Consider the following 20,802-nt stretch of genomic DNA (forward strand, 5'->3'; position numbering starts at 1 on the left):
TTACTATTAATTCCTATCTCTCATTCTTGATATCAATATACCACTCATCGTTCACATCAATGGAACAAAATGATATGTTCTCTATCGATCGATAGTTTTGCTCTTGCAATTGTTCAAGAAGCCATGCCTCATTTTTTCCTAATTGCTTCAAGGCATCGGGCTGGATTCTACCATCAATGATCAACGGTAGGACTAGTCCATCTATTTTCTGACGAATGGGTTCTTGGTCACCTTTCTCAATAATCGATAGATTGCCGGATGGTTCGAGGATGGCATACGAAACATCCTTGATGCTTTGGGTGCCATTTTCACGCAATTGCTGTAATAAATCATCGAAATTAAAACGATTTTTCTTCATTTCGTATTCATCGATCTTGCCTTGAGAAATGATAATAGATGGCTTCCCTTCAAACCATTGTCGAAATAAGGGACTTTTCAATGAAATCCAAGCCGTTAATCGTTGAATAACTAATAATACAGCCATGGGAACCAGGCCATAACCAAAAAACATATCAAGATCATCAATGGTAAGCACCGCCATTTCTGCAATCATAATATACACAACAATGTCTAAAATGCTTAATTCACCAACTTCTCGTTTGCCCATTAATCGAAAAATAAGCACCACAATCACATAATAAAAGGCCGTTCTGGCAATTAACGCCAATATTTCTTCCATTGCCAATAAACTCACTTCCTTTATTTTTCTTTAACTATAGCTTATCCCGATTGAAAGGCATTATTCTTAGCTTCATCTAGCTAGAATATTACACTTTTTCACTTCTAAGCAAGACAGGCTCTGCATATAGTTAAAGAAAAGCAATCGTTTGGGTTATTAGTTTGAGATTGCCAGTGCTGCCTGTTGCTTTTGTCCTGCTATAAACATCTGAACCCTACTCCAAACTTATGTAAATATCAACGATAACTTTGTGGGACAACGGGGTTCTAACATCTCACTAACCATAAAATAACTAAAAGATTGGGGTGCTCCTATGCGAATGATAACCGGGGCGATGTATGGTTCTGTTTGTATCTTCACTTTGATGATAATCGCTAGCGTCATTTTGTCTTTTTTATTACGATTCACTTCACTAGGTGAATCTACACTTTCGTTAGCTGTATTATTTCTTAGCTTTTTTGCTTTGTTTACCGGCGGACTTATTGCGGGGCTGAAATCAAAACAGAAGGGCATTGTTGTCGGACTGATTACTGGATTGTTGTTTAGTTTAATTGTTTGTTCTTATCGTTTTCTTGGATTGGGTGAAGCGTTCAGTGTAGTGGAAATCGTTCATCATGCTGCCTTTTTATTATTAGCCATGATTGGGGCAGTTATTGGTGTGAATTTGGCAAAACCAGAGGAAGCAAGTTAAATCGCTATTTTTTCGAGCTCCAGCTGGTCCATATGCTATCCATGAAGGCATATAGTATTATTCCATACTTCATGGAAATGACGACTGTTTTTCTGTGATTAAAACTTTTTTTGGTCGTCATTTTGATTATGACGACCGTTTTTTCGTGATTTGCACTCTTTTTGGCCGTCATTTTCGAGATGACGTCCATTTCGACGCTTTTTCCTCAGATTTTGGCCGTCATTTCTGCGATGACGCCCATTTCAGCGCTTTTCCCTCGGATTTTGGCCGTCATTTACGCGATGACGTCCATTTCGACGCTTTTTCCTCAGATTTTGGCCGTCATTTACGCGATGACGTCCATTTCGACGCTTTTTCCTCAGATTTTGGCCGTCATTTCTGCGATGACGCCAATTTCAGCGCTTTTCCCTCGGATTTTGGCCGTCATTTTCGTGATGACGTCCATTTCGACGCTTTCCCCTCAGATTTTGGTCGTCATTTCCGCAATGGCGCCCACTTCAGCGCTTTTCCCTTGGACTTTGACCGTCATTTTGTAGATGACGACCGTTTTTTCCTATTTCGCACTTTCTTACTGACTCCACGGTGAAAATCTTTTTCTGTTAAACTACAAAAATGCCTCGGCATTATCGATTGACATGTCAAGGCATTTTTGTTTGTTCCTCTATTAGCTTTGTTCTACAACATCACGTACAGCTGAACGATCATATGTAAGCTTCGTTCCATCAGCAGTAACTAGCACTAATTGGTTTTCGTCTAAGGCATGAACAGTTCCATGGAAACCACCAATTGTAATGATTTTATCACCTTTTTTAAGTTCTGACTGCATCTGACGCACTTGTTTTTGTTTTTTCTGTTGTGGTCTGATGAGCAAAAAGTAGAAGATTACAATCATCAATAGTAGTGGTCCCAGTGTTGCAACAAATTCCATTCTTGATTCCCCCCTTTCTAAAAGTTCTTTGCATTTGGTTGATTAAAACCATATTGTTCAAAGAATGCTTCTTTAAAATCTCCAAGCCGGTCCTGCATAATCGCTTCACGGACTTGCTCCATTAATTTTAACAGAAAATAAAGATTATGATAAGTAGTAAGCCTAAAACCGAATGTTTCATTTGCTTTCACTAAATGCCGGATATAGGCTTTTGTATAATTCTTGCATACATAACAATCACAATGAGGGTCAAGTGGGGTGAAATCTCTAGCAAATTTGGCATTACGTACTACCAAGCGACCTTGTGATGTCATACACGTGCCATTACGCGCAATCCTTGTGGGTAATACACAATCAAACATATCAATCCCGCGAATCGCACCATCAATGAGCGAATCAGGCGAGCCCACCCCCATCAAATAACGAGGCTTGTCCGACGGAAGTAATGGTGTGGTATATTCTAATACTTGATTCATCACATCTTTTGGTTCACCAACCGATAACCCGCCAATCGCATATCCCGCAAAGTCCAATGAGGTGAGGTCACGTGCGCTTAATCTTCTTAAATCTTCATATTCTCCACCTTGTATGATTCCAAATAACCCTTGTTTGTCTTTCCTTTGGTGTGCCTCCAAACATCTTTCTGCCCACCTGCTGGTTCTTTCTACCGATTTTTTCATATAATCATGCTCAGCTGGATATGGCGGACATTCATCGAAAGCCATCATAATATCAGAACCTAAAGCATTCTGTATTTTCATAGCCTTTTCTGGGGACAGAAACAGTTTTGCACCATTTAAATGATTTCGGAAATGGACGCCCTCTTCCTCGATCTTACGCAAATCACTTAAACTAAAGACTTGAAAACCACCAGAATCGGTTAAAATAGAGCCATCCCAATTCATGAAGGAATGTAATCCCCCAGCCTCTTCAATAATATCCTCCCCTGGGCGTAACCAGAGGTGATAGGTGTTAGAAAGAATCATATTGGCTCCCATTTCCTTCAGTTCCTCTGGACTCATTGTCTTCACCGTTGCCAGTGTGCCTACTGGCATAAAAGCCGGCGTATCAAATGTGCCATGTGGGGTATGTACCTTACCTAACCGCGCACCTGTTTGTTTACATGTCTTGATATGTTCATACCTAATTGCCGTCATTATGCGTATTCCTCTCTTTACAATATTAACATCGCGTCACCAAAACTAAAAAATCGATAACGCGTATCCACTGCCCGTTGATAAGCCTCTAAAATAAAATCCCGATCCGCAAAAGCACTCACTAACATAATCAGGGTCGATTTTGGCAAGTGAAAATTGGTAATTAATCCATCAATAGCTTGAAACGAATAAGGTGGGTAAATAAAAATATCTGTCCAGCCATTCCTTTCAACAAAATGACCACCGGTATCTCTGGCGATGGTCTCCAGGGTCCTGGTGGATGTTGTACCTACCGAGATAACACGGTCACCGCGTTGCTTTACTTGATTAAGCTGGTCAGCAGTACCCTGAGTCATTTGATAGAACTCGGCATGCATTTTATGTGTTTCTATTTTATCCACACTAACCGGCCGAAAGGTACCTAATCCAACATGTAAGGTAATAAAGGCAATCTCTACTCCTTTTTGACGTAAAGCTGCTAACAAAGACTCCGTAAAATGCAATCCCGCCGTCGGTGCAGCGGCAGAACCTTCTTCCTTGGCATAAACAGTTTGGTAACGGTCCTTTTCTTCCAACTGTTCCTTAATATATGGAGGTAACGGCATTTCGCCTAATCGATCTAATATCTCATAAAAAATACCTTGATAATGAAAATGCAGCACTCTGCCCCCATGCTCTTTCGTACCAACACAAGTAGCCGTAAGCAGCCCTTCTCCAAACGTAATCGAGGTACCTACTTTAATTTTCTTAGCCGGTTTAACCAATACTTCCCATTCATCCGCTTCTAACTGGGTTAATAAAAGCACCTCCACTTTGGCGCCGGTATCTTCCTTCACTCCATACAGCCTCGCTGGAAGCACTTTGGTATTATTTAATACTAAACAATCACCCGGTCGTAAAAAGGAATCTATATTATAAAAATGGTGATTCGTAATCGTTCGTTCAGCGCGATCCAACACCATCAAGCGGGAACTGGCTCGATCTTTTAACGGCGTTTGTGCAATTAATTCTTCTGGTAAGTCAAAATCAAATGTTTCAATATCCATGTGCTTTCTCCTTCTGCTTATTTGAATCGTTGAACCAAGGCAAGTATAATGGTCAAAATAATACTAACGACAATCGATGTCATGATCGGAAAATGAAAGGAGACATTGCCTTTCTTAAAACTGATATCACCTGGCAGTCTTCCAAACAGGGACCATACCAAGCCAATCACAATAAACGCAATCCCTATGACAATAAAGATTTTTCCGAATCCCGTCAAGCCTCAGGCACCTCCCGATTAAAATGAGCATAAGCCTTAGCCGTTACCAATCTCCCTCTAGGTGTACGTTGAATAAAGCCTTCTTGTAGCAAATATGGTTCATAGACATCCTCAATCGTTTGTGATTCTTCACCAATCGAAGCGGCAAGCGTATCCAAGCCGACTGGCCCACCACTAAAACCATCCATGATCGATTCAAGCAATTTGTGATCAATATGATCCAAGCCTGCTTGATCGACCTGCAGCATGTTCAAGGCCTCTTTCGTCGTCTCTAACGAAATACTGTCCTCTCCTTTTACTTGAGAAATATCGCGAACTCTTTTTAACAGACGGTTTGCGATACGAGGAGTTCCTCTTGATCGTCTGGCAATTTCCAAAGCGGCCGATTTATCGATTTCTACTTGAAAAATGTCGGCCGTTCGCTCGACAATGGCTGATAAATCCACTATTTCATAGAATTCCAGGCGTGAAAGCACCCCAAATCGATCCCGAAGTGGTGCCGATAATAACCCTGCCCTTGTTGTCGCTCCTACTAAGGTAAACGGCGGCAAGTCAAGTTGAACAGAACGAGCACTTGGCCCCTGACCAATCACAATATCCAGACAAAAGTCCTCCATAGCTGGATAAAGAATTTCTTCTACTGCACGTGGCAATCGATGGATCTCATCAATAAACAGAACATCCCCCATTTCTAAAGAGGAAAGAATGGCAGCTAAATCCCCTGAACGCTCAATTGCCGGTCCAGAAGTCTGCTTAAATTGAACCCCCATTTCATTCGCGATAATCTGCCCCATCGTCGTTTTACCCAATCCTGGCGGTCCATATAACAACACATGGTCAAGTGGCTCATTACGCATTTTTGCCGCTTCAATAAAAATAGCCAAGTTTTCCTTCGCCTTATGTTGCCCAATATATTGTTTTAACAGCTGTGGACGGAGACTGAGCTCTTCTGATACATCTGTTTGTTGCAGCTCACTGGATATAATCCGTTCCTCCATTGTCAAGCCCCTTTCTCCCTATTTCATCAATAATGCTAACCCTTTTCTAATATATGTATCGGCCGTTTCTCCTGTTTCTTTCGTTAAAACAGGTTTAACTTGGTTGATTTCTCGCTCGGAGTATCCAAGTGCTTTCAAGGCCTCCACGGCTTCTTGCATCGCTACACTATGTTTTGTCGTTGTCTTGCTTGTGTTGACATTTTCTTCCATCGTATAAGTGAATGGCAGTTTGCCTTTCAAGTCAAGGATCATCTGTCGAGCCGTCTTCTTTCCTACCCCAGGGAAACTGGTAAGAAATTTCTCATCCTCTTGTTCTACCGCAATAACAAAGTCCTGTACGGAGGTAGTGGCCAGTACAGCTAATGCTCCCTTTGGTCCTATACCAGACACATTCAGTATATGAGAAAACAATTGCTTCTCTTCTTGATCTTTAAAACCATATAAAATTTGTGCATCTTCCCGCACATAGTGATAGGTATAGACTTTCAACTGCTGTCCAAGTTCTGCCTGAAAACGGAAAGGATTTGGGCAAATCAATTCATAGCCTACTCCGTTTGTATCTAAGACGATTACTTGCTCCGTTATTTCTGTTACTTCCCCTTTTATATACGCAATCATACCACTGATCTCCTCTTCATTCCAATTCTTCCTGCATTTCGCTTTCCTAATTCGTAGATTTTCTGCTGATAACGTACCATTTTATCATAACATTAACCTTTGATAGGAGAAAGCATTAATGAATGTTGGTCACGACTATCAATCATACGTTCGCATTATCTATCATAGCTTATCTTAGTAAAATTAGCAAGTCGACTTAAGAGAGAATCGTGTCCTTTGATATCTTGAAAACTAAAAAATGCAGCTGATTTTTTTTCATAAAAAAACAGGCTAGATCCACTGGCCCTTTACCACTTATACAAATGGTGTTAAATGACAAAAAAACATCAAGTATACACTGGTATGCTCCCCTAAGATAGACATTAAAACAAACTACTCTAGGGGAGCATACCAGATGATCCGTACCAGACTGTTTCCTATCTTTATTACTTGTCCACTTATTGGACCGGGTTCCATTCCATATTGCTTCTTTTCATTCCATAATTATTGTTTCATCCACATCGGTTCTAACATGTTTCCATCCATATCGGATACTTCTAAACCATACATTTGTTCTTCCGGTATTTCCGTGTCGATATGATAAGCATCGCCTCCGTTTGCTTTCGCTACTCGTCCAAATTCTTTGACTGCTTCCGCGCTTTCTAGGCTAAAACAGATTAAGGCAGCGTTTTCTTTTTGTGTATCAGCAATCTTCTTATCTCTGAGAAACTGTTGGTAAAACGAATGTTGTAACAACATAATATAAAAATGGTCGTCCCAAACCATACTGCTTGCATGATCACTGGAGAAGTGATCATTTTTCGTAAATCCTAGTTTTTCGTAAAAATTAGTGGCCTCAGCAACATTTTTGACTGGAAAGTTAACAAAAATCATTGTACTCATTAAAATGCCTCCTTTTTATTAGTTTACTATAAACCAATCATAAAAGCTTCTATTCAATTGCTCATGTAAAGCAATTTGTTAAACAACAAGAAAAGGCTGGATATTTGTTAGTACCCAGCCTTCTTCATGGTTCCTGTCTAGCTATTAACCTTTGAGTGCATTCGCATCTGAATAAACTCGAAATATCTCTAATGTATCTAAATAATCTGCTTTAGAATTGATTTTAATGCCTTCTTCCAGTTGTTGATACAATTTCGTCTCCAATTCTTCTGTATCAATTTGGTAAAAAGATTGAACAGCAGCTTCATGTAGAGGAATTCCTTCAAAAATGGTGAGCTGTCCATTTTTTAGTCCAAAATAACCGTTTGCCTTCAAATAAGGGGAAATATCATCTATTTCTTTTCGGAAACGAATATAACCTTCCGATTGCTCCATTACTTGCCAAGTTTCATATTCTGCCCAGAAGTCTTCCATGGAAGCGATAGACTTCTGCTTTCTTTCTGTCTCCACTCGCCCGTCCATAAACTGTCTTTCTAATTCGATCTCCAAGATTAATAGGTCACCTACTGCCTTTGCATTGATCTGATTACTATCTGAGTGATTGGTCGTCAAAAGAAAAGCAAAAACAGTTACACCAATCAATCCAATCACTGCTAATCCTATTTTACGCATCGACCATTACCTCCTATCAGGTTTTCTACTATATAGTTTGCCCAGCTTTTACAAGCTTAACCATCCAGGAGATTTTTTCTGATAAGATTCGTTGACATCGATTTTGCAAAGACAGACTACATCATTCACACGTTGCATGTTCCTTGTTTTGAACAACAGTCGTATTATAAAACAAAAAGACAGCCTCTTTAAAAGAAGCTGCCTGTCGTTAAAGTTGTGCCATGATTTCTTCAGCGGCATCCATGTTATGATACACTTCCTGCACGTCTTCCATCTCTTCCAGCATATTAACTAGTTTAATCATTTGATTGCCTGCTGTCTCGTCGACATTCGATAGTGTCTGTGGAATCATCGTGATTTCAGCGGTAGCAAAAGAGAAACCACTTTCTTCTAATGAGGTCTTGACTGATTGAAAATCCTCTGGACTAGTGAAGATTTCAAATGCTCCCTCTATAGTTTCCATTTCTTCCGCTCCAGCCTCAATCGCTTCCAGCATCACGGTATCTTCATCAGCAGCTGTTGAATCCTGTTCGATCACTAAATATCCTTTCCGGTCAAACATGAAGGCGACACAGCCATTTTCCCCAAGGTTACCTCCTGATTTACTAAAAGCATGGCGAACATCGGAAGCTGTTCGGTTTTTGTTGTCTGTTAATACCTCTACCATCACTGCCGTACCACCAGGACCATAGCCTTCGTATGTCAACTCTTCATAATTAGCACCATCCAGGTCGCCTGTTGCCTTTTTAATAGCACGGTCAATGTTCTCATTGGGCATATTATCGGATTTTGCCTTATCTACAGCTAAGCGAAGGCTAGGATTCATCTCCACGTCTCCTCCACCTTGTTTGGCAGCCACATATATATCTTTCGCGTGTTTCATAAAAATTTTCCCACGTTTAGCGTCCTGTGCATTTTTTCGTCTCTGGATATTCTTCCATTTTGAATGTCCTGCCATCTAACTCACCCTCCAAATTCGTTTTCCTCATTTTATACTTTATCATAACTCGGATGAATTGAAAATGACATGGCACAATAAGCATTACTTCATCGACTCATTACGTTACATCATCCAACTTATCGGTATCGCGTTTCGTTCCAGGTCAACATCATTTCAAGTCCTATTATACCAAGGATTATTTCTTTACATACAAAAAAAGACGATCCAGAAAAGAATCGTCATCTAATGATTATTCCTTTCGATCGTCTCCACAACCACAGTCATTCATTGGTGGAAACATTGACATTTGCTGAGGAAATTGCGCCATTGGATAACCTGGCATACCCGGCTGAGGAATCATCGGCTGCTGCCCTTGCATCTGCATATTGCCTTGTTGTTGCATAGGCGGTGCTTGTTGCTGCATTGGCTGTTGCCACGGCATGCCATTCATCGACTGTGGCTGCATTGGTTGTTGCTGATAATTGCCATATGGATGCTGCATCGGCTGCTGAAAGCTAGGTTGTTGCATTTGTGTTCCCATTACTTGCGGTGAATAGTTTGCTGGCAATGGTGTTGGTTTTTGGTATGGATGATTGGTGTAACCAAAAGGAATGCCTTCCTGTGAATAACATGGTGCCTGCTGTTGTTGCATTGGTTGCTGCATAGGCATTGGTGGCTGAGGGATTGGTTGCTGCATTTGCTGAGGTGGTTGTTTTTTTTCTTTTGGCGCTTCTGCTGGTGACATCTGCTGTTTTTTTTCTTCTTGTTTCTGTGCTGGATGAAAGTGTGTTTCAAAATCAAAATTGTTGGTAAACTGCGCCCATTGTACTTCTTGAGATGGTTGTGGTTGCTGCGGTATCGGTTGTTGATTAAAATGTAACGGTAATGCTGGCATTTCCTTTTTTAATGGCTCCCATTTTTCTTGTTCATCTTCTTCAATTGCAGGTAGAATTTGATTGGATGGTTGTTGTTTTGGCTTCATCTCTTGCTTTTCTTTCATCTGGGTTTTAGGTTGTGCTTTGTTTGGTGTAGCAGCTTGTTGTTTGTTACTCGCATTGGCAGGAACCGTGATTTTCATACCTGGCATAACCATATTAGGATTCGAAATCTGTGGGTTAGCCGCAATAACCTCATCCACACTCACACCATATTTTTGGGCAATATTCCACAATGTTTCGTCCTTTTGCACGACATGAATTTTCAAACTTCTCTCTCCTTTCCTCCCCATAACATACATTAATCCTAGAAGAACATGACTAAAACAATCGTATTCTTCTTCGACGTTGGCTTCTTTACCAACATATGCAATACGCCCAAAATGTTGAATAAAAAACGATATTTTTTATAAATGCATGTTACCATCATTCAAAACAGCATCTATTCTCATAAAGAAAAACAGCTTAAGAAACTTGGGGAATTTCTGCCCGATCCTTTACCCAAAACCAGATGCAGACTATAGATAAGTTGAACTTATAAATGTAATAAAAACGTATGATAAGCACATCAATGAAAATAGTGTTCCTAATTCCTATCGATTTTTGCTTGCAAATGATAAAATAGAGAAACAAAAGGCTGTATATCAGTTAAAAGAAGGAGTTCATCCATCATGTCAAAAAAGATGATAGGAAAAAGGAGACGGGAGCAATTAGTGGGCTGGCTTCAGTCAAGTACCACCCCCATTACCGGCGCGGAGCTCGCTAACCGCTCCAATGTCAGCAGACAAGTCATTGTGCAGGACATTTCCTTACTAAAGGCACAAAACTATCCGATTATCGCTACAAGTAACGGATATTTATTTTTACAGCAAGACCCTTCACCTGCTTCGTATCGACGAGTGATAGCCTGTAAACATACCCCAGCACAGACCCGGGAAGAGTTATACACCATTGTAGATCATGGGGCTTCGATAGAAGATGTCATCATTGAACACCCTATATACGGAGATTTAAAGGCATCGCTGCTGCTCGATAATCGTATGGACGTCGATCTATTTGTCAGAAAAATTGAAGAGGAACAAGCCCCTTATTTATTGGAGTTAACCGATGGCGTGCATAACCATACGATTGTCGCAAACGAGGAGCAGCAACTGGACAAAGTCTTTGAAGCACTAAAACAAAAGGGATTTATTGTGGAATAAACTATCACCATACATTTAAGCATAGTATCGTTTCCTCAGCTGATGTAGTCATATCTTCTGAATCATACAGCGTAAGCGATCAATACTCAAGTGTATAGAAAAATCCCCAACCCTGCGATAAACTGTTCTAGAAAGAGGAACAGAAGGGTTGGGGAGATTTATCCTTATTTCTTGTTTCATGGCTTTGGCAGCGTTCTTTCCTGGCAACGTTCTTTGACGTGGGAACGCCATGGCAAATAAGCCTTCCAATCTTCCTCATTGGCTAAGGTGGGAAGGTTAGGAAGTTCTTCGAGTAAATAAGTGATATATTTTTCGGGAACGAGGTTATTTTGTTTCGCTGTTTCGATGATACTCATGATAATCGCAGCGGCTGTCGCTCCTTCATAGGTGGCGCTGAATAACCAGTTTTTTCTTCCCATCACGAAGGGTTTGATGGCGCGTTCGGCTCGGTTGTTATCAAGCGCTAGTTTCGCATCTTTCAAGACCGTGCGAAACGTGGACTCGTATGTCAAAGCATACTGTATCGCTTCGCCTAACTTGCTGCCGGATAAAGGATCTTGTTCCCGTAACCAATCAAAAAAGGCATCCATTTTGGGTTTCAAGATGGTTTGGCGTTTCCCCAACCTTTCCTCATCGGATAGTTCGGACCACGCGCGCTCATACGTGAAGAATTGGTCACACCTCTCGGCTGCTTGTCGACTCAACGCATCGGCGGGACAATCCTTTGGCATCGCGTCTATGAATTTGCGACGAACATGCGCCCAACACCCGACCAACTCTACGTTAGAAAGGGCTTGATAAGCTTTCCACATATCACAATGGATGTACCCTTTATACGTACCAAGAAAGCTTTGAGCGACATGGGCTCCCCGACTTGGATCGTGATGATAGAGCGTGATCGGCTTTTCACTATGTTTGGCGCTTAAAAAGGTCCAAAAATGCGTATTCACGGTATCACTTTCCAACACCCGATACGTTGTTTCATCGGCATGTAACATCGGCTGTTGAAGTAGCGTGTCTTTCAACAGTTGATAAAAAGGGGCTAAATAATACTCCGACACTCGTATATGCCAATTGGCAATTTGTTGGCGCGTAATGGGTAAACCAATGCGGTGCCAACCTTTTTCTTGACGATAGGCAGGTACTTTTAACTCAAATTTCTGATGCATCGACTGGGCAATAATCGAAGCAGAACCCAAGCTATTATCGATAGGCGCTTTGGGAACTGGTGCTTTGATAATCTTATCTTCTGGCCCTTGTTTGGAACAGGCTGCGCACTTATAAGCGTGTTGGTAGTGCACTTGTCGTTGAAGCTTGGCAGGAAGGTAAATGACTTCTTCTCGCACGGCATAGCTCCCGATGGCGTCCAACGTTGCCTCACACGTGGGGCAAGTACAGGCTTCTCCCTCCAGTCGATGGTGAACAGGCTGCTCCGGAAACTGGTCTAAAATGGCTTTTTTTCTGCCTTTTGTTTTCTTCCGTTTCGCGGTAACCTCCTCGATGTCCTCTTCCACGATAGGAGGGGCTTCTGGTGCATCAAAGAAGGTGAGTTGATGATCAGGAGGTAGTGTTTCTTTGGATTTACCGAAGATTTTTTGGGTGAGGTAAGCGACTTGTTCCCGCAACAATGTCAGCTCATTCGCTTGTTGAGCGAGCTGAGCTGTTAATTGTTCAATTTGTTTCACTTGTGCTTCGTTGATTTTTAGTAATGTCTCCTCGGGACTCATACGCGTTTCTCCCTTTTATTTTCTAACTATATTATACCATAAAAGGGATATAAAAGCACTCTTTATTTAATAAAAGGCGCGAGAAGAAGCGATTTGTATCGGTGGATCAATCGAAAAACCACGGAGTAGCCAATCCACTTGTTGACTGGTCAGTTCCCGGGCTTCTTTGGTCGTTCGAGGCCATTTTAATTGCCCATTTTCAAACCGTTTATATAACAGCCAGAAACCTTCTCCATCCCAATGCAACATCTTGAAGCGATCCTGCTTGTTTCCACAAAAGAAAAACAACGCTTCTTGAAAAGGATCTAAATGGAATTGGGATTGCACCGTATAAGCCAACGAATCAATCCCATACCGCATGTCTGTTTTTCCACATACAATATAAAACCCTTTCGCTTGCTTTAAATTAACAATCAAATAGAAAAACCTCCTGTATCTTTGTCTTACCATAAGTGTATAGGAGGTGATGCTGCATTTATAGATACTTGGTTATTGATCGCTTACCATACAGCTTGCTTAGAAACATTTCATTCTCTCAGGAAACGGGAAGAAAGGAAAAAACGCCTGCGATATTAAACCGCAAGCGTTACGCCATTTCCTGTGTGTAAATAATAAGGGTAACTTCCTAATATAGTAACACTACATCCTAAGGACTCCAACTCGGCAATTGCATTTGGAATCAATACTTCATCCAGCTTTTGCTCGATATCGATTAGAAAATAATAATTTCCCAACCCTGTCTTCATCGGACGGGATTCAATTTTTGATAAATTCAAGTTGCGCCACGCAAAGGCAGAAAGGACTTGATGTAAGGCACCAGGGCGATCAGATGGTAGCGTAACCGTGATCGTGGTCTTATGGCCTTTTTCTTCTAATGTATTGGATGTCACTTCCTGCGTATCCTCATGCAGGACCACAAAACGGGTATGGTTACTTTCAAAATCATGGATATCTTTTTGCACGATAGACAGCCCGTACTCTTTGGCCGCCAAATGATTGCCGATTGCTGCAATATTTTGTTCAGGATGTTGACTGACATACTCAGCAGCGGCGCCTGTCGACGTCATTGAGTCAGTGGCGACCTGTGGCAAATTAAGACGTAAGAACGCATGACATTGTGCAATCGCATGAGAATGAGAATAAATCGCTTGAAGCTTCATCCATTGATTGACATTGTCCGGATGAACCATTAAGTGTTGACGAATGGGGACAATCACCTCACTGACGATATGAATATCTTCTGTCTGTGCTAAATAATCCAGAGTAACATTGACCGTACCTTCAATGGTATTCTCCAAAGGGATAACGGCATAGGAAACCTTCCCTGTCGCAACCGCCTCTATACATTCTGGAATCGTTCCATAACCTTTCTTTTGTTCATCATCAAACATAGCGTCTACTGCCATCTTGGTAAACGTACCTTTAGGCCCTAGATAACCAACTGTTTCCTTCATTTCCTTTGTACCTCCTTACCTATGACACACCAGAGCTGAGTATTTCTACTTGATTCACATATTTCACCTGTTTTAACTCATATAGAAGCTGATCAATCTCTAGTTTCATACCATTTGTATTTAAAGATAATGTGACATTTGCTTTTCCTTGGATGGGGATCGTCTGGTGAATCGTAAGGATATTACAACCCGCTTCCGATACAACAGACAATAAACGCGACAATACACCTGTATGATCTTCTAGATGGAAAAACAGTGTGATCATTTGTGCCCTCACCATATCTTGGAAGGGAAACACGGCATCACGATATTTATAGAACACACTCCGTGAAACACCTACTTGACGTACTGCCTCATGAATCGATTCCACTTTGTGACTCTCTAATAATTTTTTAGCTTCTAATGTTTTTTTCATTCCATCTGGTAAAAATGTCTCGCTTACTAAATAAAATTTTTCGTTCTTCTCAGACATCCTGTTATTCCCCTTTTTTCGGATGATCTTTGCCTGCGCTTTGCTCTTTATTCCATAAACTCAAATTCATATTCCAATAATCGCACAGTATCCCCATCTTTGGCGCCACGCTCTCTTAAAGCATCGTCTACACCCATCCCTCTTAACTGTCTGGAGAAGCGCTGGATCGATTCGTCATGCGCAAAGTTGGTCATCTTGAAAAGCTTTTCGATGCGTTCACCATATAAAACATATGCACCATCTGGATCTCTTGTAATGGCAAATGGACGCTCTCCCTTTTCAAAGCGATAAACAACTCGTTCCTCTTGTTCTTCAATTGGTTTCGTATTCTTTGGTATCTGATCCAGTTGGTCGGCAACGGCAAACAGTAATTTCCTAAGACCTTGATTTGTCACTGTTGAAATAGGAAAAATAGGGTAATCCTTTTCCGTTAATTGTTCTTTAAAAAGGGCTAACTGCTCTTCTGCCTCGGGTAAGTCCATTTTGTTAGCCGCTATAATCATTGGCCGTTCTAATAATGATGGATCATACGCCGCTAATTCGTTATTGATAGTAAGAAAATCTTGATAGGGATCACGTCCCTCGGTCGCTGCCATATCAATCACATGTAAAATCACCCGTGTACGTTCAATATGACGTAAAAATTGCTGTCCTAAGCCAACACCTTGGTGAGCCCCTTCGATCAATCCAGGCAAGTCTGCCAGCACAAAACTGCGCTGATCCGCCGTATCCACGACTCCCAGGTTAGGAGACAAGGTAGTAAAATGATAATCCGCAATTTTGGGGCGGGCGGCGCTTACTGTTGACAACAATGTTGATTTTCCTACACTTGGGAAGCCCACTAATCCTACATCGGCAATTAGTTTAAGTTCTATTTGAATATCTCGTTCCATTCCAGGCTCCCCTTTTTCAGAAATATCAGGGGCTGGGTTTTTGGCTGTTGCAAATCGAATATTTCCTCTTCCACCGCGACCTGCCTTCGCAATCACGGCCCGTTGACCATGTTCCAGTAAGTCCGCAATGACCTCACCACTATTAACATCTTTCACGGTTGTTCCTTGAGGTACATGAAGGACGAGTGGATCTGCATTTTTGCCATGCATGCCTTTTCCCATGCCATTTCCGCCACGTTTGGCCTTAAAATGCTTCTGGTAACGGAAATCCATGAGTGTATGTAAACCCTCATCCACTTCAAAAACGACGTCACCGCCATTTCCGCCATCACCACCAGCAGGACCGCCCATGGGGACATATATCTCTCGTCGAAAGGCTACGATTCCATCACCACCATCGCCTGCCTTTACATATACCTTCACCTGATCGACAAACATCACTTCACACCTTCTTTCCTTATTCTTCCCATTCTATCCGAAGTTTATCATTTGCTGTCACCTGTTTGACAAATGAAAGAGAACGAAGCTCTTTCACTAATTGGTCTAGCTCATTCCAGTTCAAGCCAAGTGCTAGTTGAATATGTATTGTATGATGCTCTTTTTTAAAATGAAGTATACCATGATATTCCTCATATTCTTTTTGAAAAGAGGGAAGTATTTGAAATAATTTCTGCAGCTTTGTTAAAACCGCCTCATCGTCAATTAATATCGTATCCCCTTCAACAAATGACTTGAATTGAAGTTGAAAGGAAGCAGAACGCCAATTCAATTGGTACAACCACACCATGGTTTTCGGAATATTTAAACGATCTAATCCCTTCTCTTGATTAGACCTGTCCATTATGTCAGTAATTTTATTTTCTACTTTTTCTAACTTACCCAACTGTGCATAGCCTAATATTAATTGAAGATCATTTAACCAGTCATGTCGATAATGACGAAGCATCTCGACAACATCATGTTCTTCCAAATTTCTCACCTCTCATGCAATAAGCAAATTATAGCATAGAAACGCTATGTAATCATCCATCGGCTTCTAATTCCCCTTGATTCTTACTTCTATTAAGCAGTACTTGATAAAGGAAAAGGCTCTAACCTTGAAAGATTAGAGCCTTTTCCAACTTATTTATGCAGGGTATACACTTACTTGTTTACGATTGCGTCCTTTACGCTCAAATTTCACGATACCGTCGGCTTTAGCATAAAGGGTATCATCCCCACCGCGGCCTACGTTAACACCTGGATAAATCTTTGTACCGCGTTGACGATAAAGGATAGCACCACCACTTACGATTTGACCATCTGCACGTTTAGCACCTAAACGTTTTGATTCAGAGTCACGACCGTTTTTTGTACTACCTACCCCTTTTTTCGTTGCGAAAAACTGTAAATCTAGACGTAGCATATTACTGCACCTCCTTATTTTTCAGAGATAGAAATAAACTGACCATAGTCCCGTTCCACTGTCTGTAAAGATACGATCATCCCCTCTAACAGCAAAGAAGCTTGCTCAAGCTTTTCTTTCGCTAGACCATCAGGAATGGTTACCTTTAGAAAGCCACCTTCATCACCGGCTTGGTCGATCTCCAATTCGATTTCACATAATACAAACACTGCATTGACAGCACCAAAAGAAATACCAGACACAGCGGCGCATACAAGATCCTGGCCTGCTGGTCCGCTTTCGGCATGTCCTTTCAGTGTAAATGATTTAACATACGAGTGATCACGCTGGATCATGGCTTGAATCATGTAACCAATCCTTATGCATTGATCGCATCAATCGTCAGTTTAGTATATGGCTGACGATGACCTTGTTTACGTGAATAATTTTTCTTTGGTTTGTACTTAAATACGGTAATTTTCTTTTGACGACCTTGCTTTTCTACTTTCGCAGTAACGGAAGCACCATCAACGTATGGTGTACCAAATTTAGCTTCTTCGCCACCAACAGTAAGTACTTTATCAAATGTTACAGAATCACCAGCTTCAGCTGCTAATTTCTCTACGTAGATCACTTGACCTTCTTCTACTTTGATTTGTTTACCACCAGTTTCAATAATTGCGTACATTCTCTGCACCTCCTTAGTTCACTCAGACTCGCCATACAGGCAGCTATGACAGCTTTACAACCTGTTCTGCGCGGTTGTAGCACGGGTGCTACAAATACAACAAAACGATTCTATCACAGTTCAGCTAAACTTGTCAATGACTATCTCTGGATGCTGTTTCATATATTCGTTAATCAATGTTTGACTTCCTGCACGCAAAAGTTGATAACCACTAATGGTTTCATCTATGTGGTAATACACATCCAACTGATAGGAGAAATTTTGCTGATGGAAACACGGATAAACAGCTGACTCCATGACAATAAGCACCGCTTCTACTTGCCGTTCTAGTTCCACTAGTTCACGTTGAAGCTGATAGGCAATGGAGGCATTCGATAATGGCGTGCGATAAGCGGATGTTCGATCGGTCAACAGCTGTAACAAGCCGATTCTTTCCCTTTTACGCGTCATCTCAAGCAACCCTAATGCCGTAAATTCGAATACCTTGGTTTGGACTGGGTCCTCTCTTAAGCACTTGTTTAATAATTGGATAATAACTTGTTCTTCTTTCGGTTTCATTTTGAGAAAATCGATCATAATCATGCCCGACATATTACGTTTTCGAATTTCCTCAACAGCGTACACAACAGCTCGTTTGTTCATTTGAAAGGTCGTCATTGCCTTATTTTGCCGACTTTTGAAGGCGTGACTATCTATATCTATGACCGATAAAGCCGCCGTTTCCTCCACGGTTAATACCATACCATCTTGTTTGCGTACTTCTGGCTGAATCGCCTCCACCAACCATTGATTAATATGCTTACCAGCAAAACGATGACGCTGCTTGCTTACCCGCATGTTTGCTGCTTGATTGGGATAAAGTTGCTGCATGGCTTGACATATCTTAGGATCGTCAAAGGTAATATCATCAAACGATTTATTTTGATAATCATTTAACATTTGATTAGGAACAAGTGGAGGTTGCCATAATAAAACTGGTGCTTCGGCTTTCGAGGCACTGTCTAAAAGATTTGTCCATTGACTCCGCAAATACCATAATTCTTTGCATATCGTTTCTTCTTCTGCGCTCTCAACATTGGTTCTTATAATTATCCCTTCACCGTTTTGTAATTCCTTCGCTACTATATTCTTCCAATGCCTCTGCATTGATTCTGGAAGCTTTCTGGAAGCAGTAATCTTATTGGCTATTGGCAGAAAAACAAGGTGTTGTCCTGCTATTGCGATATCTGCCGTTACCTGAGGCCCCTTATCCTGATAAGCTTCCTTGCTAATCTGCACCAGCAGACGTTTACCTTCCTGAAGATACGAAGACAGCTTGTCACCACGCGGTACAAATGGAATCATACGCTTGGGTAAAAAGGCAACCTTCTCCTCTCCAATGTCAATAAACGCCGCCTCCATACTTTCATCAATATTCCTAACCTTGCCTAAATAAACAGAACGATAACTTGCCTTTTGTATTTCTCGTTCTATAAATATATCTAAACATTGTTCCCCATCCAGCAGTAAACCTATTTTCTCGGATAAAGTCGTAATAAAATGCAGCTTCATCATATATCCCTTCTATTCTGTAAATACTGCCCCTATTGTAGCATGAATCTGCTGTTCATCGAAGAAATAACGTAAACAATCTCTTTCTGACAAATAATGGACATCACCCGTTTGATCCAATACCTTCAATTGATAATGATTATGACGCTTAAAACGTTGAAAAACCTGCAACAATGGTGTCTGAAAGGATACCTCTAACACTCGTTGTTTGGCTGACTGTTCTGTACGGCTATACCGCTGCCATAAGGACTGCCACCAGCGATAATACACTCTTCTCCATTCCAAGCGATTCTCCCAGCCTAGAAATAGAATAAGCAGCATAAAACTTAAGGAAAAAGAATAGAAGCGCAACATACCATATGTCACTAAAAAGATGGTGACGAAGGATAGGATAATGGTAAGCTTATGAGCATATGTCAGTGTAAACAAACGTTCCAGCCCTAATTGCAGCAGTTTTCCACCGTCCAAGGGCCATATCGGTAACAAATTCCACACCAAAATAAAGGTATTATATTGCAGCATAAGCTGAAGCGTCGATTCGGATAAAAAAGAAGTCCCATCCGCCATATAAATAAAGAGATAAATCCACAGATGCTGTATGGGACCGGCTATCGTTACCAGACATTCTTCGTGCATGGGCCTAGAACCATATTCATCCGTTTCCATGACACCGCCAAATATCCATAAAAAAATCCGTCTGATCCGCCAACGAAAAAATCGCGCGCATACAAAGTGCCCCCACTCATGAAATAATACAATCCCAAAAATAATAGTGAATTCCAGCAACATCCCGGTAATGATAGCAACAAACAAGAAAAAAAAGAGAACCGGATGAATATGAATAATGGAGAATTTACGACTGATCGTCAACTTTTATCACCTGGATAGGATCCATAAATTGTTGATTTTTTTCAATAGCAAAATACATTTTATCGGTTGCTGCTTCCGGTTCAAATGTTCCAATTGCTTGATTTGCTTCGATCGATTGATAGGAGTGCACATCCAACGTGGATAGGTTGCCATAGATCGATTTACTGCGATCCTCATGCTGCAATATAATCGTATTGCCTGTTTCCCGGTCCTTACCTGCAAATAGAACCGTACCCGACTGGATAGCGACGACTTCTTTCTCCTCAGCGGATGAGATCAACACGCCTTCCCCATTCTCCTGAAAGGTTTGACTAATCTCTCCTGAAACCGGGAGAGCAAGTGGTTCTTCTTCGTTGATCTGTTTTTGCTGCAGGGCTAATGGCGCTCCAAATTTTGCTTGATACCAGGCATTTACAGTAGCAAAAGGGAATTCAACGGTATATAATTGCTTCGTAAATTGGTGTGGTTTTTCCAGCCATCCGTCCTGATTGGTTAATAATAGGGTGCTGGCAAAAAAAAGTGTAGTAGCAAGGAATGTTTTGATGAGAAATCTTCTTTGAAAAGAACGTTGTGGGACATGTGGTGTATTATTTTCTGAAAACGGCCTGTCCTTTTTTTGTTTATACATAACCGTATTCGACGCTTGAATCGTACTGGGACGTTTTTTCTTTTGTTTTCGCTTCATAATATTATGCCGAATGGTAGATAGATCTTTATTTTTCATCTCACTCAACCCTTTTTTATGTTTGTAACCAATATATGTGGACAACCCATAAAACATGCTAAAAAATATCTAT

At 41.1% G+C, this 20,802-nt stretch carries 26 protein-coding genes and 1 other annotated feature; of the genes, 3 read left to right on the forward strand and 23 right to left on the reverse strand.

The window, feature by feature from the left end; all coding sequences use genetic code 11:
• Positions 1-13: 13 nt before the first annotated feature.
• On the reverse strand, positions 14-685 hold the full coding sequence (locus tag BN6556_RS18290) for a DUF421 domain-containing protein (protein WP_078060153.1): 672 nt from the start codon (positions 683-685) through the stop codon (positions 14-16).
• A 307-nt stretch (positions 686-992) separates the two neighbouring features.
• On the opposite strand from BN6556_RS18290, the gene BN6556_RS18295 reads away from it, so the two are divergent.
• A complete protein-coding gene (locus tag BN6556_RS18295; RefSeq protein WP_066194360.1) occupies positions 993-1,370 on the forward strand; it encodes a TIGR04086 family membrane protein in 378 nt (125 codons plus the stop codon).
• Between the two features lie 94 nt (positions 1,371-1,464).
• Positions 1,465-1,956 carry a hypothetical protein gene (locus BN6556_RS22000; RefSeq protein ID WP_148436812.1) on the forward strand — a complete coding sequence of 164 codons (492 nt, stop codon included), beginning with the start codon at positions 1,465-1,467 and terminating at the stop codon, positions 1,954-1,956.
• 78 nt (positions 1,957-2,034) lie between these two features.
• On the opposite strand, the gene yajC is transcribed toward BN6556_RS22000, so the two are convergent.
• From yajC to safA, 10 genes are all read right to left on the reverse strand, one after another.
• Positions 2,035-2,298: a preprotein translocase subunit YajC gene (yajC, locus tag BN6556_RS18305; RefSeq protein ID WP_066194364.1), complete on the reverse strand. Its 264-nt coding sequence runs from the start codon at positions 2,296-2,298 to the stop codon at positions 2,035-2,037.
• A 17-nt stretch (positions 2,299-2,315) separates the two neighbouring features.
• On the reverse strand, positions 2,316-3,455 hold the full coding sequence (gene tgt / locus BN6556_RS18310) for a tRNA guanosine(34) transglycosylase Tgt (RefSeq protein ID WP_066194367.1): 1,140 nt from the start codon (positions 3,453-3,455) through the stop codon (positions 2,316-2,318).
• 17 nt (positions 3,456-3,472) lie between these two features.
• On the reverse strand, positions 3,473-4,501 hold the full coding sequence (gene queA / locus BN6556_RS18315; protein WP_066194371.1) for a tRNA preQ1(34) S-adenosylmethionine ribosyltransferase-isomerase QueA: 1,029 nt from the start codon (positions 4,499-4,501) through the stop codon (positions 3,473-3,475).
• A 17-nt stretch (positions 4,502-4,518) separates the two neighbouring features.
• The gene (locus tag BN6556_RS18320) at positions 4,519-4,719 is read right to left on the reverse strand and encodes a DUF2905 domain-containing protein (protein ID WP_066194374.1); all 201 of its coding nucleotides are present in this window, start codon (positions 4,717-4,719) and stop codon (positions 4,519-4,521) included.
• Entirely contained in the window at positions 4,716-5,717 is a 1,002-nt protein-coding gene (gene ruvB, locus BN6556_RS18325) for a Holliday junction branch migration DNA helicase RuvB (RefSeq protein ID WP_066194377.1), read from the reverse strand. The genes BN6556_RS18320 and ruvB overlap by 4 nt, the downstream gene beginning before the upstream one ends.
• An 18-nt stretch (positions 5,718-5,735) precedes the next feature.
• Entirely contained in the window at positions 5,736-6,335 is a 600-nt protein-coding gene (ruvA, locus tag BN6556_RS18330) for a Holliday junction branch migration protein RuvA (RefSeq protein WP_066194380.1), read from the reverse strand.
• Positions 6,336-6,818: 483 nt separating this feature from the next.
• The gene (locus BN6556_RS18335; RefSeq protein WP_066194383.1) at positions 6,819-7,217 is read right to left on the reverse strand and encodes a VOC family protein; all 399 of its coding nucleotides are present in this window, start codon (positions 7,215-7,217) and stop codon (positions 6,819-6,821) included.
• 144 nt (positions 7,218-7,361) lie between these two features.
• A complete protein-coding gene (locus BN6556_RS18340) occupies positions 7,362-7,889 on the reverse strand; it encodes a BofC C-terminal domain-containing protein (protein WP_066194385.1) in 528 nt (175 codons plus the stop codon).
• A gap of 208 nt (positions 7,890-8,097) precedes the next feature.
• Entirely contained in the window at positions 8,098-8,847 is a 750-nt protein-coding gene (locus BN6556_RS18345; protein WP_066194387.1) for a YebC/PmpR family DNA-binding transcriptional regulator, read from the reverse strand.
• Between the two features lie 232 nt (positions 8,848-9,079).
• Entirely contained in the window at positions 9,080-10,033 is a 954-nt protein-coding gene (gene safA, locus BN6556_RS18350) for a SafA/ExsA family spore coat assembly protein (RefSeq protein ID WP_066194389.1), read from the reverse strand.
• Between the two features lie 402 nt (positions 10,034-10,435).
• On the opposite strand from safA, the gene BN6556_RS18355 reads away from it, so the two are divergent.
• Positions 10,436-10,966, forward strand: coding sequence for a transcription repressor NadR (locus BN6556_RS18355; RefSeq protein ID WP_066194391.1), 531 nt, complete (start codon positions 10,436-10,438; stop codon positions 10,964-10,966).
• A 176-nt stretch (positions 10,967-11,142) separates the two neighbouring features.
• On the opposite strand, the gene tnpC is transcribed toward BN6556_RS18355, so the two are convergent.
• The 12 genes from tnpC to BN6556_RS18415 form a co-directional block, all read right to left on the reverse strand.
• Positions 11,143-12,693: an IS66 family transposase gene (gene tnpC, locus BN6556_RS18360; RefSeq protein WP_222860569.1), complete on the reverse strand. Its 1,551-nt coding sequence runs from the start codon at positions 12,691-12,693 to the stop codon at positions 11,143-11,145.
• A 66-nt stretch (positions 12,694-12,759) separates the two neighbouring features.
• Positions 12,760-13,110 carry an IS66 family insertion sequence element accessory protein TnpB gene (gene tnpB / locus BN6556_RS18365; RefSeq protein WP_205410304.1) on the reverse strand — a complete coding sequence of 117 codons (351 nt, stop codon included), beginning with the start codon at positions 13,108-13,110 and terminating at the stop codon, positions 12,760-12,762.
• 155 nt (positions 13,111-13,265) lie between these two features.
• A complete protein-coding gene (gene pheA, locus BN6556_RS18370) occupies positions 13,266-14,147 on the reverse strand; it encodes a prephenate dehydratase (RefSeq protein ID WP_066194394.1) in 882 nt (293 codons plus the stop codon).
• A gap of 19 nt (positions 14,148-14,166) precedes the next feature.
• Positions 14,167-14,619, reverse strand: a complete 453-nt coding sequence (locus tag BN6556_RS18375) for an ACT domain-containing protein (protein ID WP_066194396.1) — start codon at positions 14,617-14,619, stop codon at positions 14,167-14,169.
• Positions 14,620-14,666: 47 nt separating this feature from the next.
• Entirely contained in the window at positions 14,667-15,950 is a 1,284-nt protein-coding gene (obgE, locus tag BN6556_RS18380; protein WP_066194400.1) for a GTPase ObgE, read from the reverse strand.
• Positions 15,951-15,969: 19 nt separating this feature from the next.
• Entirely contained in the window at positions 15,970-16,482 is a 513-nt protein-coding gene (locus BN6556_RS18385; protein ID WP_066194403.1) for a Spo0B domain-containing protein, read from the reverse strand.
• Between the two features lie 156 nt (positions 16,483-16,638).
• Positions 16,639-16,917, reverse strand: coding sequence for a 50S ribosomal protein L27 (gene rpmA, locus BN6556_RS18390; RefSeq protein ID WP_066194405.1), 279 nt, complete (start codon positions 16,915-16,917; stop codon positions 16,639-16,641).
• A gap of 14 nt (positions 16,918-16,931) precedes the next feature.
• Positions 16,932-17,264 carry a ribosomal-processing cysteine protease Prp gene (locus BN6556_RS18395; protein ID WP_066194408.1) on the reverse strand — a complete coding sequence of 111 codons (333 nt, stop codon included), beginning with the start codon at positions 17,262-17,264 and terminating at the stop codon, positions 16,932-16,934.
• Between the two features lie 11 nt (positions 17,265-17,275).
• The gene (gene rplU / locus BN6556_RS18400) at positions 17,276-17,584 is read right to left on the reverse strand and encodes a 50S ribosomal protein L21 (RefSeq protein ID WP_066194412.1); all 309 of its coding nucleotides are present in this window, start codon (positions 17,582-17,584) and stop codon (positions 17,276-17,278) included.
• Between the two features lie 14 nt (positions 17,585-17,598).
• Positions 17,599-17,670: a sequence feature (ribosomal protein L21 leader region), on the reverse strand.
• A 34-nt stretch (positions 17,671-17,704) separates the two neighbouring features.
• Complete coding sequence (locus BN6556_RS18405; RefSeq protein WP_078060155.1) at positions 17,705-19,138, reverse strand: ribonuclease E/G; 1,434 nt, start codon at positions 19,136-19,138, stop codon at positions 17,705-17,707.
• A gap of 9 nt (positions 19,139-19,147) precedes the next feature.
• The gene (locus BN6556_RS18410) at positions 19,148-20,005 is read right to left on the reverse strand and encodes a site-2 protease family protein (protein WP_078060156.1); all 858 of its coding nucleotides are present in this window, start codon (positions 20,003-20,005) and stop codon (positions 19,148-19,150) included.
• Positions 19,989-20,729, reverse strand: a complete 741-nt coding sequence (locus BN6556_RS18415; RefSeq protein ID WP_066196614.1) for a M23 family metallopeptidase — start codon at positions 20,727-20,729, stop codon at positions 19,989-19,991. The genes BN6556_RS18410 and BN6556_RS18415 overlap by 17 nt, the downstream gene beginning before the upstream one ends.
• Positions 20,730-20,802: the final 73 nt, after the last annotated feature.

Source organism: Gracilibacillus timonensis, assembly GCF_900086715.1.
Classification (GTDB): Bacteria; Bacillota; Bacilli; order Bacillales; family Amphibacillaceae; genus Gracilibacillus; species Gracilibacillus timonensis.

Excerpts from the sequence above, each read along its gene's own strand:
- BN6556_RS18295 (WP_066194360.1), top strand. The coding sequence starts at position 993 with ATGCGAATGATAACCGGGGCGATGTATGGTTCTGTTTGTATCTTCACT.
- yajC (WP_066194364.1), bottom strand. The coding sequence starts at position 2,298 with ATGGAATTTGTTGCAACACTGGGACCACTACTATTGATGATTGTAATC.
- tgt (WP_066194367.1), bottom strand. The coding sequence starts at position 3,455 with ATGACGGCAATTAGGTATGAACATATCAAGACATGTAAACAAACAGGT.
- queA (WP_066194371.1), bottom strand. The coding sequence starts at position 4,501 with ATGGATATTGAAACATTTGATTTTGACTTACCAGAAGAATTAATTGCA.
- ruvB (WP_066194377.1), bottom strand. The coding sequence starts at position 5,717 with ATGGAGGAACGGATTATATCCAGTGAGCTGCAACAAACAGATGTATCA.
- ruvA (WP_066194380.1), bottom strand. The coding sequence starts at position 6,335 with ATGATTGCGTATATAAAAGGGGAAGTAACAGAAATAACGGAGCAAGTA.
- BN6556_RS18335 (WP_066194383.1), bottom strand. The coding sequence starts at position 7,217 with ATGAGTACAATGATTTTTGTTAACTTTCCAGTCAAAAATGTTGCTGAG.
- BN6556_RS18340 (WP_066194385.1), bottom strand. The coding sequence starts at position 7,889 with ATGCGTAAAATAGGATTAGCAGTGATTGGATTGATTGGTGTAACTGTT.
- BN6556_RS18345 (WP_066194387.1), bottom strand. The coding sequence starts at position 8,847 with ATGGCAGGACATTCAAAATGGAAGAATATCCAGAGACGAAAAAATGCA.
- BN6556_RS18355 (WP_066194391.1), top strand. The coding sequence starts at position 10,436 with ATGTCAAAAAAGATGATAGGAAAAAGGAGACGGGAGCAATTAGTGGGC.
- tnpC (WP_222860569.1), bottom strand. The coding sequence starts at position 12,693 with ATGAGTCCCGAGGAGACATTACTAAAAATCAACGAAGCACAAGTGAAA.
- pheA (WP_066194394.1), bottom strand. The coding sequence starts at position 14,147 with ATGAAGGAAACAGTTGGTTATCTAGGGCCTAAAGGTACGTTTACCAAG.
- BN6556_RS18375 (WP_066194396.1), bottom strand. The coding sequence starts at position 14,619 with ATGTCTGAGAAGAACGAAAAATTTTATTTAGTAAGCGAGACATTTTTA.
- obgE (WP_066194400.1), bottom strand. The coding sequence starts at position 15,950 with ATGTTTGTCGATCAGGTGAAGGTATATGTAAAGGCAGGCGATGGTGGT.
- rpmA (WP_066194405.1), bottom strand. The coding sequence starts at position 16,917 with ATGCTACGTCTAGATTTACAGTTTTTCGCAACGAAAAAAGGGGTAGGT.
- BN6556_RS18395 (WP_066194408.1), bottom strand. The coding sequence starts at position 17,264 with ATGATTCAAGCCATGATCCAGCGTGATCACTCGTATGTTAAATCATTT.
- rplU (WP_066194412.1), bottom strand. The coding sequence starts at position 17,584 with ATGTACGCAATTATTGAAACTGGTGGTAAACAAATCAAAGTAGAAGAA.
- BN6556_RS18405 (WP_078060155.1), bottom strand. The coding sequence starts at position 19,138 with ATGATGAAGCTGCATTTTATTACGACTTTATCCGAGAAAATAGGTTTA.
- BN6556_RS18415 (WP_066196614.1), bottom strand. The coding sequence starts at position 20,729 with ATGAAAAATAAAGATCTATCTACCATTCGGCATAATATTATGAAGCGA.